We start from the raw sequence: 19,040 nt of genomic DNA, 5'->3' as shown, positions 1-19,040 counted from the left end.
ACGCCCGGTACGGGGCCGTGAGCGGACGGGCCGGTATTGGCTGCCGCTGTGCAGATTGCCGACATTCGGCATCCGCCCCATGTCGGTCCTCAATTCAGCCGTCGAGCCTGTCCGCACGCGGACGTCGAGCGCTCGGCTGGAATATGAGTTGCTTCGAGTAGAGTGCTGCGTGGCATGTCACATCCGGGGCGCTCGGCTCGTCTTGGCGTCGAACGTCGATTTTCGGCGCTCCGAGCACGAGGACGAGACATGAGCGAGAACAAGCGGCTGGTCTGGAACGAGGTGGCTCCGCAGGGGGCCAAAGCGCTCTACGGCATCCACCACTACATCACCACGGATACCGACCTTCCCCGGGAGCTGATCCACCTCGTCTTCCTGCGGGTGTCGCAGATCAACGGCTGCGCGCACTGTATCGACCTGCATACGCGCGACCTGCTCAAGACGATGCCTTTCGAAAAGGTCGTGCTGGTTCCGGTCTGGGCCGAAGTGCCCCATCTGTTCTCTGAACAGTACCGCGCCGCTCTCGCCTGGGCGGAGGAGGTCACTCTGGTCAGCGAGACCCACGCCTCCGATAGGGCCTACGCGGCAGCCAGCGCCGCCTTCGCCCCGAAGGACCTTGTGGATCTCACGATCACCATCGCGGCGATGAACGCCTTCAATCGGCTTGGGGCGCCGTTTCGACTCCCGGTCCAGGCGAAGGCCTAGCCGTTTCGGTCGCACCGTCAGGGGGCGGCGCCATCGCCGTCCCGCCTCCACCGATGTCGACCGATCCCTGGCCGCGTCCCCGCGTCTCGCGTCGCTGATTTTCTCCGGGGCATGTCACATCCGGCCCAGCACGCCTCGTCCTTGTCTTCAACGGAGCCTGAAAGCGGCAAGTGCCGCCTGGTCCGTTCTTGAACAGGGAGACGGATGCCATGAAGATCGTGGTGATGGGTGGAAGCGGCCTCATCGGGCGTCACCTGACGGCTGAACTTTCGCGACAAGGGCTTGACGCCGTTGCGGCTTCGCCGAGTACCGGCGTGAACGCGCTGACGGGTGAAGGCCTCGCCGAGATCCTTGCCGGCGCCGACGTTGTCGTGGACGTGTCGAACTCGCCCTCCTTCGAGGATGCGGCGGTACTCGACTTTTTCCAGCGCTCGGGCCGCAACCTTCTCGCTGCCGAGCGCGAGGCGGGCGTGAGGCATCACGTCGTTCTGTCCATCGTTGGCACGGATCGCCTCGAGGGGAACGGCTACTTCCGGGCGAAGGTCGCGCAGGAACGGCTCATCAAGGACTCGGGCGTCCCCTTCACCATCGTGCGCGCGACCCAGTTCTTCGAGTTCGTCGCCACCATTGCCGAAGCATCGGTCGAGGGCGACCGCCTCGTCGTACCCGACGCCGACTTCCAGCCCATCGCCGCCGCCGATGTTGCCGCAGCGCTCGCCGATGTCGCGCTCGCTCCGCCGCACAACGCGACGATCGAGATCGCCGGGCCCGAGCGCCTGCCGTTTCGCGACGTCGTCGCCCGCCGTATCGCTGCCGCCGGCGACCTTCGGGAGGTCCAGGCCGACCGGGCGGCGCGTTACTTCGGCGCCGCGCTCGAGAAAGATTCACTTGTTCCCGAGCATGCGGGAGTGGTCCGCCTAGGATCAACCCGGTTCGAGAGCTGGCTCGCTGCCGCCTGAACCCGATACGTTTCTCCCATCTACCAAGAAAGATCCATTCCGTGCTCAAGACATTCCTGCTGGGGGCTCTCCTCGCCGTCTCCGCCGTTCCCGCGTTTGCGGCAGATGTCGCGAGCGGCGAGGCGCGCGTCACGACGATCTTCGACCATCCGATACCTTCCGTTCCGGGCAAAAGCCTGCGCGGCGTCCTTGTCGAGTATGGTCCGGGCGGTTCCTCACCGTCCCATATCCACGCCGCATCCGCTTTCATTACGGCGACCGTGATCGAGGGCGCGGTGCGTAGCCGGATCAACGACGGCCCGGAGAAGGTATTCCGCGTCGGCGAAAGCTTCGTCGAGATGCCGGGCGACCATCACCGCGTCAGCGCCAACGCGAGTGACGTCGAGCCGTCCAGGCTCCTTGCAGTATTCGTCGTGGATACGGACGACACCAAGCTGACGACGCCGGACCGCCCGTAGGAACCGGTATACGTTGGGCGGCGGGACTCGTCCGCAGCCATCATCGCAGGGGCAAGCGAAACCACTGTCGAGGAAACACGATGCGGCAGGTAGACGACGCCACGGACATCTTCGAGACACATCGGGCACGGCTCCTGCGCATCGCATACCGCATGCTGGGCTCGCGCAGCGAAGCTGAGGACGTCGTGCAGAACGCATGGTTGCGCTGGGTCGCCGCGGACCGAAAGAGTGTCTCTGCCCCGTATCCGTTCCTTGCGCGCGTCGTCACCCGGCTTTGCCTTGACGAGATGAAATCGGCACGCGCCCGCCGAGAGACGTATGTCGGCGCCTGGTTGCCCGAGCCCCTGGTCGAAACCGAGGAAGATCGCCTGGACGAGGACGACCTGACGCTGACATTGATGATGGCACTTGAGCGCTTGTCACCGTTGGAAAGGGCGGCCTTCCTCCTCCACGATGTCTTCGGCGTGCCGCTCGGCGAGGTGGCGGACACGCTCGACCGGGAAGCCGCGACCGTGCGCCAACTCGCCGTCCGGGCGCGCCGGAACATTCAGGCTGCGCGTCCGCGCTTCCCGGTCGAACGCGAAGAGGGCGAGCGGATCGCGCGTGCCTTCTTCGCGGCCTCGACCAGCGGCGACACCGCAGCGTTGCGGACGCTTCTCGCCGAGAACGTGGTTCTGCGTGCGGACGGCGGCGGCAAGGTCCTGGCCTTCATCAACCCCATCACGGGATTGGACCGTCTCCTGCGACTTTACGAGGGGGTGCGCCGAAAATGGGGGGAGGGCTGGGCGCAGATGCTTGAACTCTCCTGGATCGACGGGCTGCCCGGCTATGTCAGCCGCGAGCGCGGCGACGTTCTCCAAACGACTGCGCTCGCCATCGAAGACGGCCGGATCACCGCGATCTACATCACCCGCAATCCCGACAAGCTCCGCCACGTCGCGCAGGCTCTTGCCGCGGGGCCGGATCCGACTTCGCGGGCACAGTAATCAGACGGCGGGCGGCACATGTCGCCTCGCCCGACATTCTGCCTCTCAAGGCGCTCCTGTTCCCGCACGGCGCGCCAACTCAAAGCAGACACCCATCGACTCCGGCTTCGGCGCCGCCAGCACGGCCATGAAGGTCGTCTCCGGGATCTGTCTCTCGCGGACGCTCGCCATCGTGACCGGAGGGGCCTCGGGCCTTGGGTTCGAGACGACGCGCGCTCTCCTCCATGCCGGGGCCATGGCATCAGGGCCTTCTCGCTTCATCCGGGCCAAATCCTGGCCGATCTCGCACGCCATACCCGCGCCGAGGAGATCGCCTCGTTCGGCGCTTTGGACGAGCCGGGGCGGCCGATCATCGATCCCGAACGCGGGAGATGAAGACTCTGGAGCAAGGCGCCGCAAAGAGCGTCTGGTGCGCCACGAACCCGCGTCTTGACGGCTTCGGCGGCATCTACTGCGAGGACCGTGACATCGCCATCGTCAACAACCCTGGCATGGGAAGGAAAGGCGTCAGCCCCTGAGCTTGCGACCCGGACTCTGCTGAGCGCCTGCGGCAACTATCCGCTGCATGGATACGGTTGGACGCCGTTTGAGTCCTTTGTCGTCGCCAAGGAAGACGTGCACGTCTTTTGATGCAGTTGACGTGGATGCCCGCGTCCATGCTGGCGTAGACCGGAAGTCGGCGGTCCGCTGCCCACCCCATAGCAGCTTATGAAGGCTCTCCGCGCGTCTTCATAAGCTGCGGTAGATCCAATCGCTCATTGTGCGAAACTGGTTGAGCGCGAAAGCTCCCTCCATGCGCTGATCTCGTCTCGCATGCGGTCTAGTTTCTGGTCGACCAGCCCCAGAGCGTCCTCGCCGAGGAACAGCCGCGCCGGCGGGTTCTCGGCATCGACCAGAGCGAGCAACGCCTGCGCAGCCTTGCCCGGGTCGCCGGGTTGATTGCCGCTCTTGGCCTGTCGTGCGGCGCGGATCGGGTCCATGACCGTGTCATAGTCGGCAATGCTGCGCGGCGTGCGATCCATCGAGCGGCCGGCCCAATCGGTGCGGAATTGGCCGGGCGCGAGCGCGGTCACCCGAATTCCGAAGTTCGCCACTTCCTTGCCGAGCGCCTCGGAGATGCCTTCGAGCGCGAACTTGCTGCCACAATAGAAGCTGATTCCGGGCATGGTGATGAAGCCGCCCATCGACGTGACGTTGATGATATGGCCGCGACGCCGCTCGCGCATGCCCGGCAGCACAGCCTTTATCATCGCGACGGGCCCGAAGACGTTGGCGGCGAATTGGCGCTGAAGATCGTCCATGGACGATTCTTCCAGCACGCCCTCATGGCCATAACCCGCATTGTTCACCAGCACGTCGATCGGACCGACCCGCCGTTCGGCTTCCGCGACAGCTGCCGGGATAGCGTCGAAATCGGTCACGTCCAGCTCGATCGGGTGAGCGCGATCGGGCGCGAGCGCGGCAAAGGCCGCGGCGTCACTCTGCCGCCGCAGCGTGCCGATCACACGGTGACCGGTTTCAAGCGCGCCGACGGCAAAGGCACGCCCCAGGCCGGAACTGACGCCTGTGATGAGAAATGTCTTGGAGGTGGAAGCCATGGTATAGCTCCGGGTCATGATTGAAACTATATCATGATATAGATAAAGAGATGACAGGAAACAAGACCCAGGCAACTGCGGCCGCCGCGCGGGGAGAGCCGGTTCGCCAGCGCGTGTTGGACGCAGCGGAGCGGCTGCTGCGCCGGGGCAAGGCCGATTTCTCGATGCGCGACCTCGCCAGTGAAGCCGGGGTGAGTTTCGCGACACCGTTCAATCAGTTTGGCAGCAAGGCCGCGATCATGCATGCCCTGTCGGGGCGCCGGATCGATACAATGGCCAAGCGCTTTGCCGCGATGTCTCCGCCTCCCGATGCTACCGGCAGGGTGCTGCTGGCGATCGACACGGCGGTCCAGGTGATGCTGGAGGAACCGGAGATAAACCGAGCTGTGATGGGCTGGATCGGCACGGCCGGTCCGTCTCCCGGAAAGGTTCTGGCGCACTCCACGAGCTTATGGTCGCTGGCGCTGGGAGCCGGCGAAGGCTTGACCGGGGCGGGCAGGGAGAAAGCGCTGCGTTGTTTGCCGGAACAGCTCGCCTTTGCCTTTCGCGGGGTTCTGTCATTCTGGACTGCCAGCGAACTGCGGGACGACGAGCTTGCCTCGCGGGCGCGCGAAATGGCGAAGACCTTGCTTCTCGGATTCGCTGAACGGCCGCTCTTCTGCGATTCCGCCCCCTAGCCGGCCGTCCGGCACGCTGCATCTGCCAAGGCCATGTTTGTCATCCATGCTGACGGCTGGGATCACGAAAACATGGGCTGCAGGCCAACAAGGCCAACAAATTCGCGGGATGGGGTGGCTCTGGCCGATCTTGACCGGGATAGCGAGCTGAGGCTGGAGAAGAAATTATCCAGCACATTCAGGGTCTAGCAAGGCGATCTAGGGAAGCTGAGCCGCCCCGGAAACGGGGGAGTGGCTCCCTGAGCAGGGCTTAAGTAACTGATTTTGTTGACTTTATCGCGTCGTCCGTGCTTATGATGCATTCATCGGCAACGGTTTGGCCGATAAAGTTAACTCTGTCGGCCGATATAGCAACTTGGCCGGAAGGGGGAAGAAAGGGGGGAAAGAATACCTTGGCGCGTAATCTGCTGACAGTGATGGAGATCAAGAACAGCACAGCGACCAAGCTGCGAGATGGCGAAGGGCTTTGTCTCCACACGAAAGGAGCGAAGCGCTACTGGGTTTTCATTTATACTCGCCGCGGCAGGCGCCGCGAGCTTGGACTCGGCCCATACGGTACGGGCGCGGGCGAAGTGTCGCTCGCTGCTGCCCGTGTAAAAGCCGACGAGGTGCGCGCGATCCTAGCGGCTGGGGGCGATCCGTTCGCCGAGACTGAGGCGCGCAAGGTCGCGGCACCAATTATCACGTTCGGAGAGATCTTCGACCAGTACGTCGAGCTAAAGAAAAGCCAGTGGCGTGGCCGGCAAACTGAGGCTCGGTGGAAGCGTACCGCGACGATGTACGCCAAGGGGCTCCGAAAACTCCCCATCGCCGATGTCACGACGGATGATGTCGTCAAGGTGCTGAAGCCTATTTGGACGGTGATGCCGGAAAGCGCCGCTAAGGTCCGCGAGCACATCAAATTAGTGTTGGATCACGCCAAGGCGCGGAAGTTGCGGACCGGCGAGAATCCAGCGGAATGGCGCGGCCACCTCGACCAGATTCTTCCGAAACGCGACGTCTTGGCGAAGACCAATCACGCGGCGATGCCGTACCCGGAGGTGCCGGCTTTCATGAAGAGCTTAAGAGCCGTCGACACCGTCGCCGCCCGATGCCTCGAATTCATAGTGCTCACGGCGGTACGAAGCGGGGAGGGAAGGGGCGCGATGTGGGCGGAGGTCGACCTTGATTCTGCCGTGTGGACGATTCCAGCCCGGCGCACCAAGGCCGGGCGCGAGCATCGGGTTCCTCTCTCGCCTCGGGCCGTTGCGATCCTGACGGCGCGGCGCGGCGTGGCGGCCGGCGATCTCGTTTTCCCTGGCCGCGTCGCGGGCCGTCCCATGACGGATCCGACGATGGCAAAGACCTTGGCGGAAACCGCCGGAGCAGGCCTGACCGTCCACGGCTTTCGAAGCAGTTTTCGAGATTGGGCAGGGGAGGCGACCGAATTCCAACGTGAGGTTGCCGAGGCGGCGCTAGCGCATGCCGTCGGCGATGGAGCCGAACGGGCCTATAGGCGCGGCGACGCGCTGGCGAAGCGCCGGAAGATGATGGACGGTTGGGCGGAGTTCTGCGGCGGCGTGAAAAAATAATCTGGGGCGCGGTAGCGCGTGGCACGACTTCCCGCCAATTATAAAGACGCCAAGGACAACATGGCGAAAAGCCAGTAACCCTTCCGATAACCGGCGCCAGGAGATATCCATGCCGGCAAACGACAATTTCCCGCTCGTCTCACTGAACGACGTCTGCAAGATGACGTCGCTTAGTCGGACGGCTATCAACATCAAACGCGCCCGAGGTGACTTCCCGCAGGCGGTTGCGCTCGGAGAGAAGCGCGTCGCATTCGTCCGCGCCGAGGTCATCGCCTGGATCGACGCGCGCATCGCGGCGCGGGCCGCCTAACCCCGCCCCGGCCATCATCCGGCCGGCGCCAGCAGCTCGCCCCTCGGGGCACCGCAACCTCCTGATGGAGGCCTTCCGTGAAAATCTTGGATACTCGCCTCATGCCCGCCGGCATGAGCGGAATCGCACGCGTCGACGTCGAACTAGATTGCGGCGCGCGTCTCTTCAACCTCACCATCAAGCTCGGCCAGGACGGCACGCACCGAGTCTGGGCACCGCACGCCTTCGGGCGGTGGACGGCGACATTCTCGCCGGAACTGAGTGCGGCGATCGCCGCTGCAGCCCTGTCCCATCTTGAAGCGAGCAATTGCCAGCATGACCATCGCCCGTACTGACTCCTACCGCACCATCAACGCCGCCGCCCTTGCAGATCTGTCGGCATGGGTTCCCGCCCTTGGCCTTCCCCGCCTCAAGCGCACCCAGGCCGGCTTCGCTGCGGTTGCTAGCTTCCGCCCATCGCGCCGGGCTGGGCTCACCGACGGCAAGCGCCCTCGAGCGTTGACCATTGGCCATCGAGGCATCCGCGACAACGCCGAAGGTCGAGGGTACAGCCCGATCGATCTCGTGATGGCCTGCTTGGGCTTGGCGCCCCCCGCGGCAAAGGACTGGTTGGCGGATGCGCTGGGCGGCGCAGCAGTCGCCATAGAGCGGCCGACGCCAGCCATCGACACGGTTGCGCCGGTCTGCAACAGCTTGGCAAGGATCGGCGCCCTGGAGCGCCGCTGGGCGCAATGCATTCCTATTGCTGGAACACCGGTCGAGGCCTACCTCGCCGGCCGCGGCCTGACGTATGACGGCGATGCTCTCCGCTACTGCCGGCGACAGGGCGCGATGGCCGCGCTGGTCACGGATCCGGTCACCGGCGAGCCGCGCACCATCCAGTTCACGCATCTAGACGACGCGTCACGCAAGCTCGGGCGCCTCTTCCTGAAGGGGAACTCGTCTGTTGGCGTCGTGCGGCTGTCCGCAGACGACAATGTCACCACGGGCCTCGCCATCGCCGAGGGCATCGAAACCGCGCTCGCCGCGCCCTTCCGGCCGATCTGGGCCTGCCTCGTCGCGAACAACATGCTGGCCTTCCCCGTGCTGCCGGGCATCGAGGCGCTCACCGTCTTCGCCGATAACGATGCCAGCGGAACCGGCGAGCGTGCTGCCATGGCGTGTGCCGAGCGCTGGCACGCCGCGGGGTGCGAGGTGATTGTTCGAATGATTGATGTAGTAGGCGTCGACTACGCCGATCTGGCGGAGGTCGCGTGATGGTGAAGCTGAGCGAGAAGATCATCCAGTTCCGCCCCGAGGAGCCGTTCCGCAAGCCGGAGCCGGGTCGGCGGGCTGCCAATGACAACAGCGCGTCCCCGTCCAAGCGCTTGATCACGGCGACGCCATGGGCGTGGGTCGACCCTTCTACGATCCCGCCGCGCCAATGGCTCTACGGCCGTCACTTCATCCGCAAGTACGTCTCGGTCACGGTTTCGCCGGGCGGTGTCGGCAAGACCGCCAAGGCCATTGTCGAGGCGCTCGCGATGGTCACCGGTCGGGACTTGCTAGGTGAAACTGTCCACGAACGCGCGTCAGTCTGGCTCCTGAACGAAGATCCGCAGGAGGAGCTTGACCGCCGAGTGGCAGCCGCCTGCAAGCATTATGGTATCCGCGAGAAAGACGTGGGTGGTCGCTTATTCGTCGACTCCTTCCGGGACAAGGGATTCGTCTCCGCGCACCAGACCAGGGACGGTGTCTGCATAATGGCCGACTTCCGTGGAGGCCTGGCTGAAGAGATAAAAGCTCGAAGCATCGACGTAATGATTGTCGACCCCTTCGTCTCATCCCACAACGTGACTGAGAACGACAACATGGCCATCGACCTTGTCATCAAGGATTTCTGGGCACCCGTTATCGATCAGACGAATATTGCAGTAGAGCTCATTCACCATTCGAAAAAGCTCGGTGGCAACGAAGTCACGGCGGAATCGGCTCGAGGCGCGGTGTCTCTCATCGGCGCGGCGCGCTCTGCCATCGCGCTGAACCCGATGTCGCAAGACGAGGCGAGTAAAGCGGGCGTTGAAAACCGGCATGTACACTTTCGAGCAACAGACGCTAAGGCCAACATGGCTCCCAAATCGGAGTCGTCACGCTGGTACAAGATCGAGAGCGTCGATCTGATGAACGCCACGCCTGGGCGCCCCAGCGACCAAGTCGGAGTGGTCACCACCTGGAAATGGCCGGACGCGATGGCTGGGATGACCGCTGCCGACCTCCTCGAGGTCCAAAAGAAGGTCAATGCCGGGGCCTGGAAGGACTCCTCTCAATCTGGTGAGTGGGTAGGATATGCGGTGGCGGACGTGCTCGGCCTTTCGGTGGAGGACCCCAAGGATAAGGAACGGATAAAGGCGATGCTCAAAGCCTGGAAGGCGTCCGGCGCCCTAAAGGTTGAAATGCGCGAGGACGCCCACCGGAAAAATCGCCCCTTCGTTGTCGTTGGGGAATGGGCGAACTAGCTCTTATCCGCGCCACATGCGCCACCTTTGCGCCACCTTGCGCCACCTTGAAATTCGAAGGTGGCGCACCGTTGGAATCATTGGCTTTGCGCCACTGCGCCACTTGCGCCACCACCCCTTATAGGGGTGGCGCAGGTGGAGCGGGCAGCAATGATAGTGAAGTGGAGCAGGTATATTCAGTCGGACGCGCGTCCTGTCCGGCTCGTCATCCGATCTGTTCGATTACGATCGCCCGGATCTGCTCGCGTGTGAGCCCGCACGGCTCGGGCTTCCAATCGCGGCTGGAGCGAACGGTGGTCGTGGCAGGCGTGTGGCGGTCATCGCCGCGGGCGGCGAACAGAGAGAAAATAGCCTTTCTTTCTCTATATCTCACGCACGCAAGGGACGACTGGTGACACTTGCCCTTGGGCCACGTGGGCCATCCATCAGGTATATAATTTAGCTCATAGCGGTACCCCAAGGTTGTTGATAGCTTGCTGTGCAGCATCACCGTGAGCGAAGCGCAAAATCGACAACAGGAGACAAGAATGAGCGAGCCGACCGATCAGGAACGTTGGGACGCGTATAGCCAGTGCCGTATGGCCGAGACTGCGGCAAATAATGTGCCGGGAGTTGCATTCGTCATCAGCGCCGTAACCGGTAATTTTGGCGCCGCAATGCTGCATTGGCTGCGGATGGTGGCAGGCACTCCGAATGAACCAAAGAGCTGTCTCGACCTTCTTACGCCAGCTCAGCGAGAAATCGCGCTGCGGAGAATTAAGGATGACCAAGAAATGCGCAGGGACGATAAGAACCGTGAAAAGAAGTATTAAGACCTTAAGCTATCAGCATCGCAACGGGCTATCGTCCAGTTATCATGATCTGCCGGGTCGTTGGTTGTTCACGGGGGCACCCGCAATCTCTTTTGCCGGTCATCCTCAGACCGGTCCCTGCAATCGCGCGTTAAATCCCGCAGGTTTTCATGTTTATTTTTCGGCCCGGCCAAGCAGCATCAACGGCTTAACCGCCCCCGACGGTAAGAATCTGAATTTCCGATTTTGCGGAAAACATTTCGTCCGGAGAGCCGCCGGTCGGGGATCGGATGGCGGGAAGCCCGCGACCACCCCTGGGGGGTATCCCGAACCCTGCCGCGCCAGGTTCTGACCACCGGTCGGTTCCCGTCGCGCGATCGCTAACACGGGATTTCTCACGCGTGCGCGCAAGCGCGCGAGACGATTCCTGTGCACAGCGGCGGACATCTCACGCCGATCGCCCCTGAGTTTTCCCGCGACGACAACATTTACCAATCAACGGCTCGCGCACGACGGGCCGGCCACCATCCTGCGAGGTTCCTAATGAATCTGGACGGCAGCACCTGCCGCAGCCCCGCGCTGCACCGTGCGATCGTTGATCACTGGCGCGAGAGCGCCCCGGCGAACGACAGCGACCTGCTTCCCCGCCACCGGCCCGGCACCGGACGACATGAGGAGTTCGCTGAGCTGCTCCCCGCCCTCCGCGCTTGGCGCGATCTCGATCCACCGGAAACCGTCTCGACGAACTGGCTAGTCGCCACCAACGACAACGAACCAGACAAGGCTGCCAGCGCCGACACGCCGCCTTCGGTGGACTCGGCGTTGGAGATGCGACCACGCCCGGAGGAACTTCTCCGCGACATGGGCGATGTGGAGATTGCATATCCCGAGCGCGCCAATAGCCCAGCCGTGTCCGTGGGCGGCGACATGGTTATGCACGCTCACGTACAGCCCTACACGACGAAAGGCGTTCCATGCGCACCTCTGGCTCGCCTAGGGGCATTGCGCTTTGCTAATGGCGAGACGTTCGAGCGGGTCCCGGTTCGCGGCGAGGCCGGCACGGTCTCCAATGGCATGGCGCGAGTCGGGGCCGGTGCGCTGACTCACTACAGCGGCGGGCCGGTTCGGGATCGCTTCACGACGTGGCGCGGCAGTGATAGCGCCGTGGCGGCACCGGAGTCCATCGCGCCGCGGCAGGCGACAGTCGAAGACCGCATGGACGCGATAGCGACCGCGACCATGATCCGCAGAAGTCTCGCTCCCCATGATGTTCGGGCGCTCGACGCCGCCATGACGGCGCAGAACTTCGCAGATATCGGCGCGGCGTTTGATCTTCGCGGGCGGCATGCTGAGAAGCAGGGCAAGCAGATTCTGCTACAGGCTGCAGCCCGACTGAAAGAAATTCTGGAGAAAGAGGCCGCGTGAAGCCGCTTTCCGCAAAGTGGGGCGGAATAGTTATGGGTGCCCCACCCAGTCCCTCGCGGGACAACAACTTCAGCCCGGCCTAGTGCCTGGCCTTTCTTTTCTCTTGGCCGGACACCCCAACGGCCAAACGCGCCGCTGCATTGGTGTGCGCTTGTGCGGCGGCGCAACTTCTCATTGATTTTGAAAGGACACCACGATGGCTACCGCAAAACAGGCGGTCGATGCGATCGATACCGTCTTGCGGCTGCCGCGCGGCGTCGCACGCTGGCATGCCGACCGTCTCCGCACCGCCGGACAGATCGCCTCGACCCAGGGCCGTCCGGAGCAGATCTCCAACCAGGAGATCGCCCGCATCCTCATATCGGTGCTGATCGGCACGGCATCCGATACGCGCCTCGTCGGCGAATACGTCAGCCTCCGCCCCGACACCGGCGGGCCGCCGCTGGTCGAGACTCTGGCCGGCTACATCGACGAGCCCGAGGACTTTTTCGAGCTCCGCGTCGACACGTTTGTGCCTGGCGCCACGCTCACCTATCGCGCCGCCGATCGTGGCATGCATGTCATCCATTACGCGGAACGCGAGCCACGGCCCCGCCCGGCTTTCGATCGGTTCGCCCTGGTCCCGGCCGGCGCGCTTATCGAGCTCGTAGCCGCCATTAAATCAGCCCCGCCCGTCCGCGTTGGCCGTCGCCGTGTCGCGGCGCGGTGGACCCCAACTTGGGAAACCAGATGATATTGAAGAAGCGCCAGACGGCGCCCGAACCGTTCCGCGTGCGCAGCCTCGCCGAGGCTGATCCGAATTACGCAGCTATCCTCGAAAAACAGGGCGAGCTGCGTAGTGTGCGCAGCCGGCTCGACGCTGAAGAGTCCGAAATTCTGTTCCGCCTCGCCAACGATAAGCCGTCAGATGCCCCGGTAAATCACCGCGTCGCGGCGCTCCTTGGCGATGATGTTGATGAAGCCGACCCTGCTGCCGACGGCCTGCGCGCCCGCTTCACCGCCTGCCAGTCGGAGCGTCGCGACGTCGACGCAGCGCTGCGCGTGGTTGATGAACGACTCCGCGCCGCCCGCGGGACGGCGAGCAAGCTAATCACCGCAGACGTAGAGCCGGAATACCGAGCCCGCGTCGCAGCCCTCGGCGCGGCGCTCGCTGCTGCGTATGACGCGCACGTGTCGGTGGAGGAAATCCCCGCAGCGATGCAGCGTGCCGACGTGGCGTTCGCTCCTGTCTTCACCGAGGGCCGCGCCACCCGGATATTCGGCCAGCCGCGCGACAAGAACGGCCGCGTTGCCGCGTGGTTTCGTGAGGCTGTGAAGGCCGGGCTTGTCGATACCGTTCCGGAGGCATTCCGATGAGGGAGAAGGCGGCAGGCAAACGTAATATTCCCAAGTGCGAGACAACCATACGGGGGACTGACGGCACGACCTGGCCTGCCGGCGTCGACCTCGCGCCTCAGGAATGGGCGCGGGTAATTCGCTCTCGCCAAAAGAAGCGCGCGTCCGACCCGATGGCGCTGAAGGCCAGGCTCGCCGCGGATCTGAAGCGGCGTGGCGGATGACCGCAGGGGGGTGCCCGCGATCGCTCAGTCGATCCGCCAGAGACCACCGGCGCCTCCCCAGCGCACACATTTCCACATATCAGACAATGGGGGTAAGGCCATTGGCGCCGCCTCGCAAACCGCTTTCACACGCCCGCGCAACGGGCGCCCTGAAGAAGAATCCTCAGCGATACCGCGACCGATCTGAACCGATTTTCGCTGATCCGATCGGCGCCCCGCCCGATTGGCTCCCCGCCGCGGCACGCGCTGCATGGGACGATCTGGCACCGACGCTTCCTTGGCTCAATCGCAGTCACCGCGGGATCTTCGAAATCACGTGCCTTCTGATAGCGCGAATGCGCGATGGCACAGCCGGCGTGCCGGCGATGAATCTCCTTCGCCTCTGCCTCGGCTCCCTCTGCGCGAATCCTGTTTCTGCGAGCAAGGTCGCCACGCCGCAGGGCGAACCGCCGGATGATCTCGACGAGTTCTTTGGCCGATGAAGACCACCATGAAGGTCGAAGGCCTTGCTGAGCTTCAGAGGGGCTTGGAGCAGTTCAAGAAATCCACCCAGACTGGCGTGTTAACGCGCGTGCTGAAACGCGCCGCCAAGCCCGTTGAGGCCGCCGCCAAGGCAAACGCCCCGGTCGACTCCGGCGAGCTGCGCGACAGCATCGCGACGGAGGTCGTGCGCAGCAACGCCGGCAAGACCGCCTATGCCGAGGCCATGCGCTCCGGCGCCAGCCGAGCCGAGGCTGGTCAGGCCGCCCGATCGGCAAACCGGGAGGCCGCGGGGCGTGGTGCGAGTGCGACGGTGCGGGTCAAAGCCGGCGCGCCGCACGGCCACTTCACCGAATTCGGAACCCGTACCGGCACACCGGCCACGCCCTTCATGGGGCCGGCCCTGCGCCAAAATACCTCCGTCGTCACCAAATCAATCGCCGCCGATCTTGAGACAGAAATCACCAAAACCGCCCGGCGGGTCGCTACGCGTGCGGCGAAGAAAGGATCAACAAAATGAGCGCTCCGCGCTTGAAGTTCGACATCGGTCGTGTGGCCGCCGCCGAGCAATATCTCGACATAAAGCTGGGCGACCTCATCAAAGAGGCGCAGTCGGACACCGGACTATCCCTGAGGGCGGTGCGGGCCCTGGTGGCTATCGGGACGGCCCGGCCGCTTCTGCCCGAGCTAGTCGGCTTCACCATCGGCACCGATGACCTTCAGCGTGCCGATGCTGCCATCCGAGAGCACGGCATAGATGCCGCCGCGGCTGCCGTCGGCAACGCTCTCGGGCGGTTTCTGCGCGACGTTAGCGTCGGCGAGGCCGCCTGATGGCCGTCTCTGCCGGTTCGCTATACGTCGACTTGGGCCTATCAGCGGCCACGTTTCAGACCGGACTGCAGCGGGCCGGCAAGCAGCTCGACACGTTCGGCTCGAAGGCCCAGCGTGTGGGCGGTGTTGCTCGTGTCGCGCTAGCGGGAGTCGGCGACGGACTCAAGCTCGCCCTGGCCGGATTCACCGTAGGCGGTGCGTTGGCAGGCCTGAGGGCCGCCACGTCTGATCTGGCGCAACTTAACGCCGAGGCCAAACGGGCGGGGCTGTCTGCGGAGCAACTTCAGGAGCTCGGCTTCGCCGCGAAGCAGAGTCGCGTCGGCATCGACGCACTGGTTGATGGGGTCAAGGAACTTCAGCTCCGCGCCGACGAGTTCATTGTGACCGGCCAGGGTTCGGCGGCGGAGGCTTTCGCTCGCCTGGGTTATTCTGCCGACGAGCTGCAGAAGAAGCTCGCGAATCCGGCCGACCTGTTCGAAGAAGTCATCGACAAACTCGCTAGGCTCGACAAGGCTGCTCAGATCCGCATCGCGGATGAACTGTTCGGCGGAACCGGCGGCGAGCAGTTTGTGCAGCTTCTTGATCGCGGCGTGGGTAGCGTTGGCAAGCTGCGGGCAGAAGCCCGATTGACAGGCAATGTCATCAGCCAGGAACTAGTGGATCGGGCGGTTGAGCTCGATCGGCAATTTAATGCGATAGCGCAGACCGTGGGGCAGAATCTCCGCGGCGCCGTCGTGTCCGTGGTGAACGCCTTTGCGCCGTTTGCCGACATGCTCAATCAGATCGAAAACCAGAGCAATTCGACGCTTCAGAAGCGCATAGACCTCCTCCGCGCTGCGGCCGAAAACATGCGGAAGTCGAGCCTGGCGTTCGCTGCCGGTGGCGGTGATGCCGGCATTGCTCAGCGCGAGGCAGAGGCCGAGCAACTTGAGGCGCTGCTCTCGTCGCGGCCCGGCACGTCTATCACGGTCTCTCCCGCGCCGGGATCGGCTCCGGTTCCGGCATCGGCGAAGAAGGGCAGCAGCACTTCCAGCGCCTCGTCGAAAACGACTTATGCCGATCTGATTGCGGTCGCTAACGAGCGGATCCAGCAGCTCCAGGTGGAGCAGCAGGCGCTGTACCTCACCGCCGATGCGTCCGAGGCGTTGCGCCTGAAGGAGGAAATCCTCGCCTACGCCAAACGCGAGAACATCAGTCTGTCGCCGCAGGAACTGGCCGACCTCGAGTCCAAGGCGGACCTGTACGGAAAGCTATCCGTTGAGGTGGCAAAGGCCGCGGAGGCGCAGGCCGAGATCAACGGTCTCGGTCGCGACGTCGTCGGCGGCATCGTCGGAGATTTGCGGCAGGGCGTCGATGCCGCGCAGGCGTTCGCCAACGCTCTAGACCGCGTCGCTGATCGACTGATCAATATGGCGCTCGACAGCCTATTCCCGTCCGGTGGCGGCGGAGGCGGGGCTGCGGACCTCCTCGGCTCCTTCTTCAGCGGCATCTTCGGCGGCTCTAAGGCCGTCGGTGGACCGGTCAACGCCGGCCACGCCTACCGCGTCGGCGAGCGCGGCCCGGAAATGTTCGTGCCGGACGTCGCGGGCCGCATCGTGCCGAACCATTTGTCGGCAGGGGCGGGTGCCGGCTCTACCACGGTTCCGATCTCCATCACCATTGACGCTCGTGGCGCTGATGAAGCTGGTCTTGCTCGTGTGCAGCAGCAGCTTGTGCAGTTGCGGCGTGATGTCCCGGCTATGGCCGCCCGCAGTGTTCAGGACGCGCGCAAGCGGAACGTGAAGATCTGACCCGCAGAGACGGGTTCGCACCTTAATATATTTCACATACCGCGCCGCGGCGCGAGGGAACCAAAATGAGCAATAATTACTATTCGGCGGGCACCGCTACGGTGGTGAACGGCAGCACTGCCGTGTCCGGAACGGGCACCACGTGGCTGACCTGGGGCCTGATGGCCGGCGACACTCTCAGCATCGATGGCGTCAGCGTGCCGATTGCCTCGGTCGACAGCAACACGTCGCTGACGCTGGCCTATGGCTGGCCCGGCGCGGATGCCATGGCCGTTGCGCATGTGGTGCTCTATACCGCCGCTCGGCGCAGCGGCGCAGACATCATGGTCAAGGTGCGCGAGCTTCTCGGGCACGTCGGGCTGATCGAGGCCAATGTGCCGTTCTACCGAGTGCAGACTGTTGGTTCGAATACCCCGCCGGGCAGCCCGACGACCGGAGATAGCTATGCTGTCGGGACTTCGCCGGCAGGCGCTTGGTCCGGGCATGCGAACAACCTCGCGGGCTGGACCGGAAGCGCTTGGGAGTTCACCGCGCCTTTTGGCGGCTGGACCGCCTGGAATGCGGCGGACGACAAGCTCTATATCTACGATGGTGGCGTGTGGTCCGTTACCGGGTCAGTTGCTGCTGCCGCTGCCGAGGCGGCGCGGGATGACGTATTCAACGGCGCCTTTTCAGGCTATCGAAACAAGATAATCAATGGTGAGTTCCGCATTGCGCAGCGCGGCTCATCGTTCACGTCGGTGACCAACGGCCAGTATACCCTAGATCGCTGGTATGCTCTTGTTTCCGGCGGCGCGATGAACGTTTCGCAAGCGGCAGTTTCAGCCAGCGCGGCGGAACGAGATTCATTTCTATTCCACATCTCCGCAGCCGTCACAGGATCAGGCACCGCTATTTTGGGGCTTGGCCAGAAGATAGAGGGTGTCGATGCCTTGATCGGAGACGTCACACTGACGTTTCGCGCAAAGGCATCAACGGCGCTGAACATATCCGCATCGCTTAATCAGAACTTTGGAAGCGGAGGCAGCACTCAGGTCGTAGTTGCGACGCCAATTTTCAACCTGACAACGTCATGGCAGCGGTTCTCCGTAAAACTGACGCTAGACAGCATCGTCAGCAAGACGATCGGAGCAGGCCACTACCTAGAAACTCTATTCTATCTCTCCGGCGGCGCGCTTGGGACAAACGCTGGCACCATAGACATCGCCGATGTATCGGTTGTCGCCGGTGACTTTACCGCATCTACTGGTCGACTTGAGCCGAGGCATATCTCGCAAACCATAGCTATGTGCCAGCGGTATTATTACCGCGGAACGCCTGGATTGAATTTCAACCAGTTCACAACCGCGGCAGGCCAGGCGGCCTCTTGGCCGATCAAGTTTCCGCAGACCATGCGCGCGACACCTACGGTGGCGTTCATAGGTGGCACCCCTACGCTGAATGGATACGGCAACGTGCAGGTCGACACGCCGACCGTTGATGGGTGCCGCCTCATCGCATTCAACTCGTCCGGCGCGGTCGCGACGGCAAACGCCGTCTTCGGTGCAGGACAGGCAATCGAGGCATATGCCGAGCTATAACACATTGTTGGCGGCGCCCCGCATTGAGTGAAAATCATTCAACGCGGGCGCCGCCAAACTGGCCGGCATAACCCGCATCGCCGGGACCCTCACGGTGCTCGGCGGTTAGGGTTTCAATTTGCGGTAATCGGCCTCGCGCTGGGCTATGTCCTGCGGCTCTACCATCGCTTCGGGGTCAAGAACGCCCATCATTTCGCGCGCAGCCACCGGCCACAGGCGGTCGACCATTTCGGGAATCCGCTTCCGCGGAATTCCAGCGACTTCCGCGTCGAGCGCGCATTGCGCTCGAGCACGGTATTCAACTGCTTTGTTCATGAGAGCCATCCGCCGCCGGCCAGTCGCCAGCGTTTCGAGTTCAGGCGGAGGGGATGAGGAGGCGAGCTCTGCCGCTTCGGCATCTCGACCGGCGGGGCCGAACGCCCCCGGCACGTGTGCACTTATCCAAGTCAGCACACTAGCAGATAACGGCGGGCACGAGCGTGCACTACTGCACATAGCGCCCGCGGCTCGCTGCATTGTGTTTCCGGTAGGGGCTCGTCTATGGGAGCCGTTCGGGCCGCGGGACATCACTTGTTCTCGTTTTGTTTTCGCGCTTCCATGGCGACCCAGGAGGCCGCCATGACAGACACCACGCCCGACGAACCCCAGCCGATATCGACGAGACGATAGAGGCCTTCGACGGCGACACGCGCGCAGCCATCAAGGCGCTGCTGGTCGGGCAGGCCTATCTGGAAGTCGCGCTCGAGATGGCGCGCCAGGAAGCGAGTTGGGGCTATGTGCGGGGGCGGCGTCGACGAGGTTGATGCACATCTGGACGACATCCAT

22 protein-coding genes are annotated in these 19,040 nt (G+C 63.7%); 19 read left to right on the top strand and 3 right to left on the bottom strand.

Going from position 1 to position 19,040, the window contains the following annotated elements:
• Window positions 1–249 precede the first annotated feature (249 nt).
• The 5 genes from ACO2RV_RS18715 (at window position 250) to ACO2RV_RS18695 (ending at window position 3,626) form a co-directional block, all read left to right on the top strand.
• A complete protein-coding gene (locus tag ACO2RV_RS18715; RefSeq protein ID WP_423295739.1) occupies window positions 250–705 on the top strand; it encodes a carboxymuconolactone decarboxylase family protein in 456 nt (151 codons plus the stop codon).
• Window positions 706–914: 209 nt separating this feature from the next.
• Window positions 915–1,664: an SDR family oxidoreductase gene (locus ACO2RV_RS18710; protein WP_423295738.1), complete on the top strand. Its 750-nt coding sequence runs from the start codon at window positions 915–917 to the stop codon at window positions 1,662–1,664.
• Window positions 1,665–1,705: 41 nt separating this feature from the next.
• Window positions 1,706–2,122: a cupin domain-containing protein gene (locus tag ACO2RV_RS18705; protein ID WP_423295737.1), complete on the top strand. Its 417-nt coding sequence runs from the start codon at window positions 1,706–1,708 to the stop codon at window positions 2,120–2,122.
• An 80-nt stretch (window positions 2,123–2,202) separates the two neighbouring features.
• Complete coding sequence (locus ACO2RV_RS18700; RefSeq protein WP_423295736.1) at window positions 2,203–3,108, top strand: sigma-70 family RNA polymerase sigma factor; 906 nt, start codon at window positions 2,203–2,205, stop codon at window positions 3,106–3,108.
• A gap of 371 nt (window positions 3,109–3,479) precedes the next feature.
• Window positions 3,480–3,626, top strand: coding sequence for a hypothetical protein (locus ACO2RV_RS18695; protein WP_423295735.1), 147 nt, complete (start codon window positions 3,480–3,482; stop codon window positions 3,624–3,626).
• Window positions 3,627–3,863: 237 nt separating this feature from the next.
• Here ACO2RV_RS18695 and ACO2RV_RS18690 read toward each other — a convergent pair whose 3' ends face one another.
• Window positions 3,864–4,706, bottom strand: coding sequence for an oxidoreductase (locus ACO2RV_RS18690; protein WP_423295734.1), 843 nt, complete (start codon window positions 4,704–4,706; stop codon window positions 3,864–3,866).
• 50 nt (window positions 4,707–4,756) lie between these two features.
• Here ACO2RV_RS18690 and ACO2RV_RS18685 point away from each other — a divergent pair, with 50 nt between their 5' ends.
• The 14 genes from ACO2RV_RS18685 to ACO2RV_RS18620 all read left to right on the top strand — a co-directional run bounded on the left by ACO2RV_RS18685 (window position 4,757) and on the right by ACO2RV_RS18620 (window position 18,215).
• Complete coding sequence (locus ACO2RV_RS18685; protein WP_423295733.1) at window positions 4,757–5,383, top strand: TetR/AcrR family transcriptional regulator; 627 nt, start codon at window positions 4,757–4,759, stop codon at window positions 5,381–5,383.
• Window positions 5,384–5,775: 392 nt separating this feature from the next.
• Window positions 5,776–6,954: a tyrosine-type recombinase/integrase gene (locus tag ACO2RV_RS18680; RefSeq protein ID WP_423295732.1), complete on the top strand. Its 1,179-nt coding sequence runs from the start codon at window positions 5,776–5,778 to the stop codon at window positions 6,952–6,954.
• 109 nt (window positions 6,955–7,063) lie between these two features.
• Complete coding sequence (locus ACO2RV_RS18675) at window positions 7,064–7,264, top strand: helix-turn-helix transcriptional regulator (RefSeq protein WP_423295730.1); 201 nt, start codon at window positions 7,064–7,066, stop codon at window positions 7,262–7,264.
• A 77-nt stretch (window positions 7,265–7,341) separates the two neighbouring features.
• Entirely contained in the window at window positions 7,342–7,599 is a 258-nt protein-coding gene (locus ACO2RV_RS18670) for a hypothetical protein (RefSeq protein ID WP_423295727.1), read from the top strand.
• Window positions 7,580–8,521, top strand: coding sequence for a toprim domain-containing protein (locus ACO2RV_RS18665; RefSeq protein WP_423295725.1), 942 nt, complete (start codon window positions 7,580–7,582; stop codon window positions 8,519–8,521). Before ACO2RV_RS18670 ends, ACO2RV_RS18665 begins: the two co-directional genes overlap by 20 nt.
• On the top strand, window positions 8,521–9,759 hold the full coding sequence (locus ACO2RV_RS18660) for an AAA family ATPase (protein ID WP_423295723.1): 1,239 nt from the start codon (window positions 8,521–8,523) through the stop codon (window positions 9,757–9,759). Before ACO2RV_RS18665 ends, ACO2RV_RS18660 begins: the two co-directional genes overlap by 1 nt.
• Window positions 9,760–10,286: 527 nt before the next feature.
• On the top strand, window positions 10,287–10,571 hold the full coding sequence (locus tag ACO2RV_RS18655) for a hypothetical protein (RefSeq protein WP_423295721.1): 285 nt from the start codon (window positions 10,287–10,289) through the stop codon (window positions 10,569–10,571).
• A gap of 522 nt (window positions 10,572–11,093) precedes the next feature.
• Complete coding sequence (locus ACO2RV_RS18650; protein ID WP_423295719.1) at window positions 11,094–11,975, top strand: hypothetical protein; 882 nt, start codon at window positions 11,094–11,096, stop codon at window positions 11,973–11,975.
• 196 nt (window positions 11,976–12,171) lie between these two features.
• Window positions 12,172–12,708, top strand: a complete 537-nt coding sequence (locus tag ACO2RV_RS18645) for a hypothetical protein (RefSeq protein ID WP_423295717.1) — start codon at window positions 12,172–12,174, stop codon at window positions 12,706–12,708.
• On the top strand, window positions 12,705–13,331 hold the full coding sequence (locus ACO2RV_RS18640) for a hypothetical protein (protein ID WP_423295715.1): 627 nt from the start codon (window positions 12,705–12,707) through the stop codon (window positions 13,329–13,331). Before ACO2RV_RS18645 ends, ACO2RV_RS18640 begins: the two co-directional genes overlap by 4 nt.
• A gap of 681 nt (window positions 13,332–14,012) precedes the next feature.
• Window positions 14,013–14,534 carry an HK97-gp10 family putative phage morphogenesis protein gene (locus ACO2RV_RS18635; RefSeq protein WP_423295713.1) on the top strand — a complete coding sequence of 174 codons (522 nt, stop codon included), beginning with the start codon at window positions 14,013–14,015 and terminating at the stop codon, window positions 14,532–14,534.
• An 11-nt stretch (window positions 14,535–14,545) separates the two neighbouring features.
• The gene (locus ACO2RV_RS18630) at window positions 14,546–14,845 is read left to right on the top strand and encodes a hypothetical protein (RefSeq protein ID WP_423295711.1); all 300 of its coding nucleotides are present in this window, start codon (window positions 14,546–14,548) and stop codon (window positions 14,843–14,845) included.
• Complete coding sequence (locus ACO2RV_RS18625) at window positions 14,845–16,635, top strand: hypothetical protein (RefSeq protein WP_423295709.1); 1,791 nt, start codon at window positions 14,845–14,847, stop codon at window positions 16,633–16,635. Before ACO2RV_RS18630 ends, ACO2RV_RS18625 begins: the two co-directional genes overlap by 1 nt.
• A 65-nt stretch (window positions 16,636–16,700) precedes the next feature.
• Window positions 16,701–18,215: a DUF2793 domain-containing protein gene (locus ACO2RV_RS18620; RefSeq protein ID WP_423295707.1), complete on the top strand. Its 1,515-nt coding sequence runs from the start codon at window positions 16,701–16,703 to the stop codon at window positions 18,213–18,215.
• Window positions 18,216–18,320: 105 nt separating this feature from the next.
• On the opposite strand, the gene ACO2RV_RS18615 is transcribed toward ACO2RV_RS18620, so the two are convergent.
• Both ACO2RV_RS18615 and ACO2RV_RS18610 read right to left on the bottom strand, forming a co-directional pair.
• Window positions 18,321–18,530, bottom strand: a complete 210-nt coding sequence (locus ACO2RV_RS18615) for a hypothetical protein (RefSeq protein ID WP_423295705.1) — start codon at window positions 18,528–18,530, stop codon at window positions 18,321–18,323.
• A 251-nt stretch (window positions 18,531–18,781) separates the two neighbouring features.
• Window positions 18,782–19,036, bottom strand: coding sequence for a hypothetical protein (locus ACO2RV_RS18610; RefSeq protein WP_423295703.1), 255 nt, complete (start codon window positions 19,034–19,036; stop codon window positions 18,782–18,784).
• Between the last annotated feature and the right edge of the window lie 4 nt (window positions 19,037–19,040).

It is taken from the genome of Ancylobacter sp. VNQ12, assembly GCF_049445835.1.
Classification (GTDB): Bacteria; Pseudomonadota; Alphaproteobacteria; order Rhizobiales; family Xanthobacteraceae; genus Ancylobacter.
The sequence above is the reverse complement of the archived record's forward strand: the minus strand, read 5'-3'. Positions and strand labels throughout refer to the sequence as shown.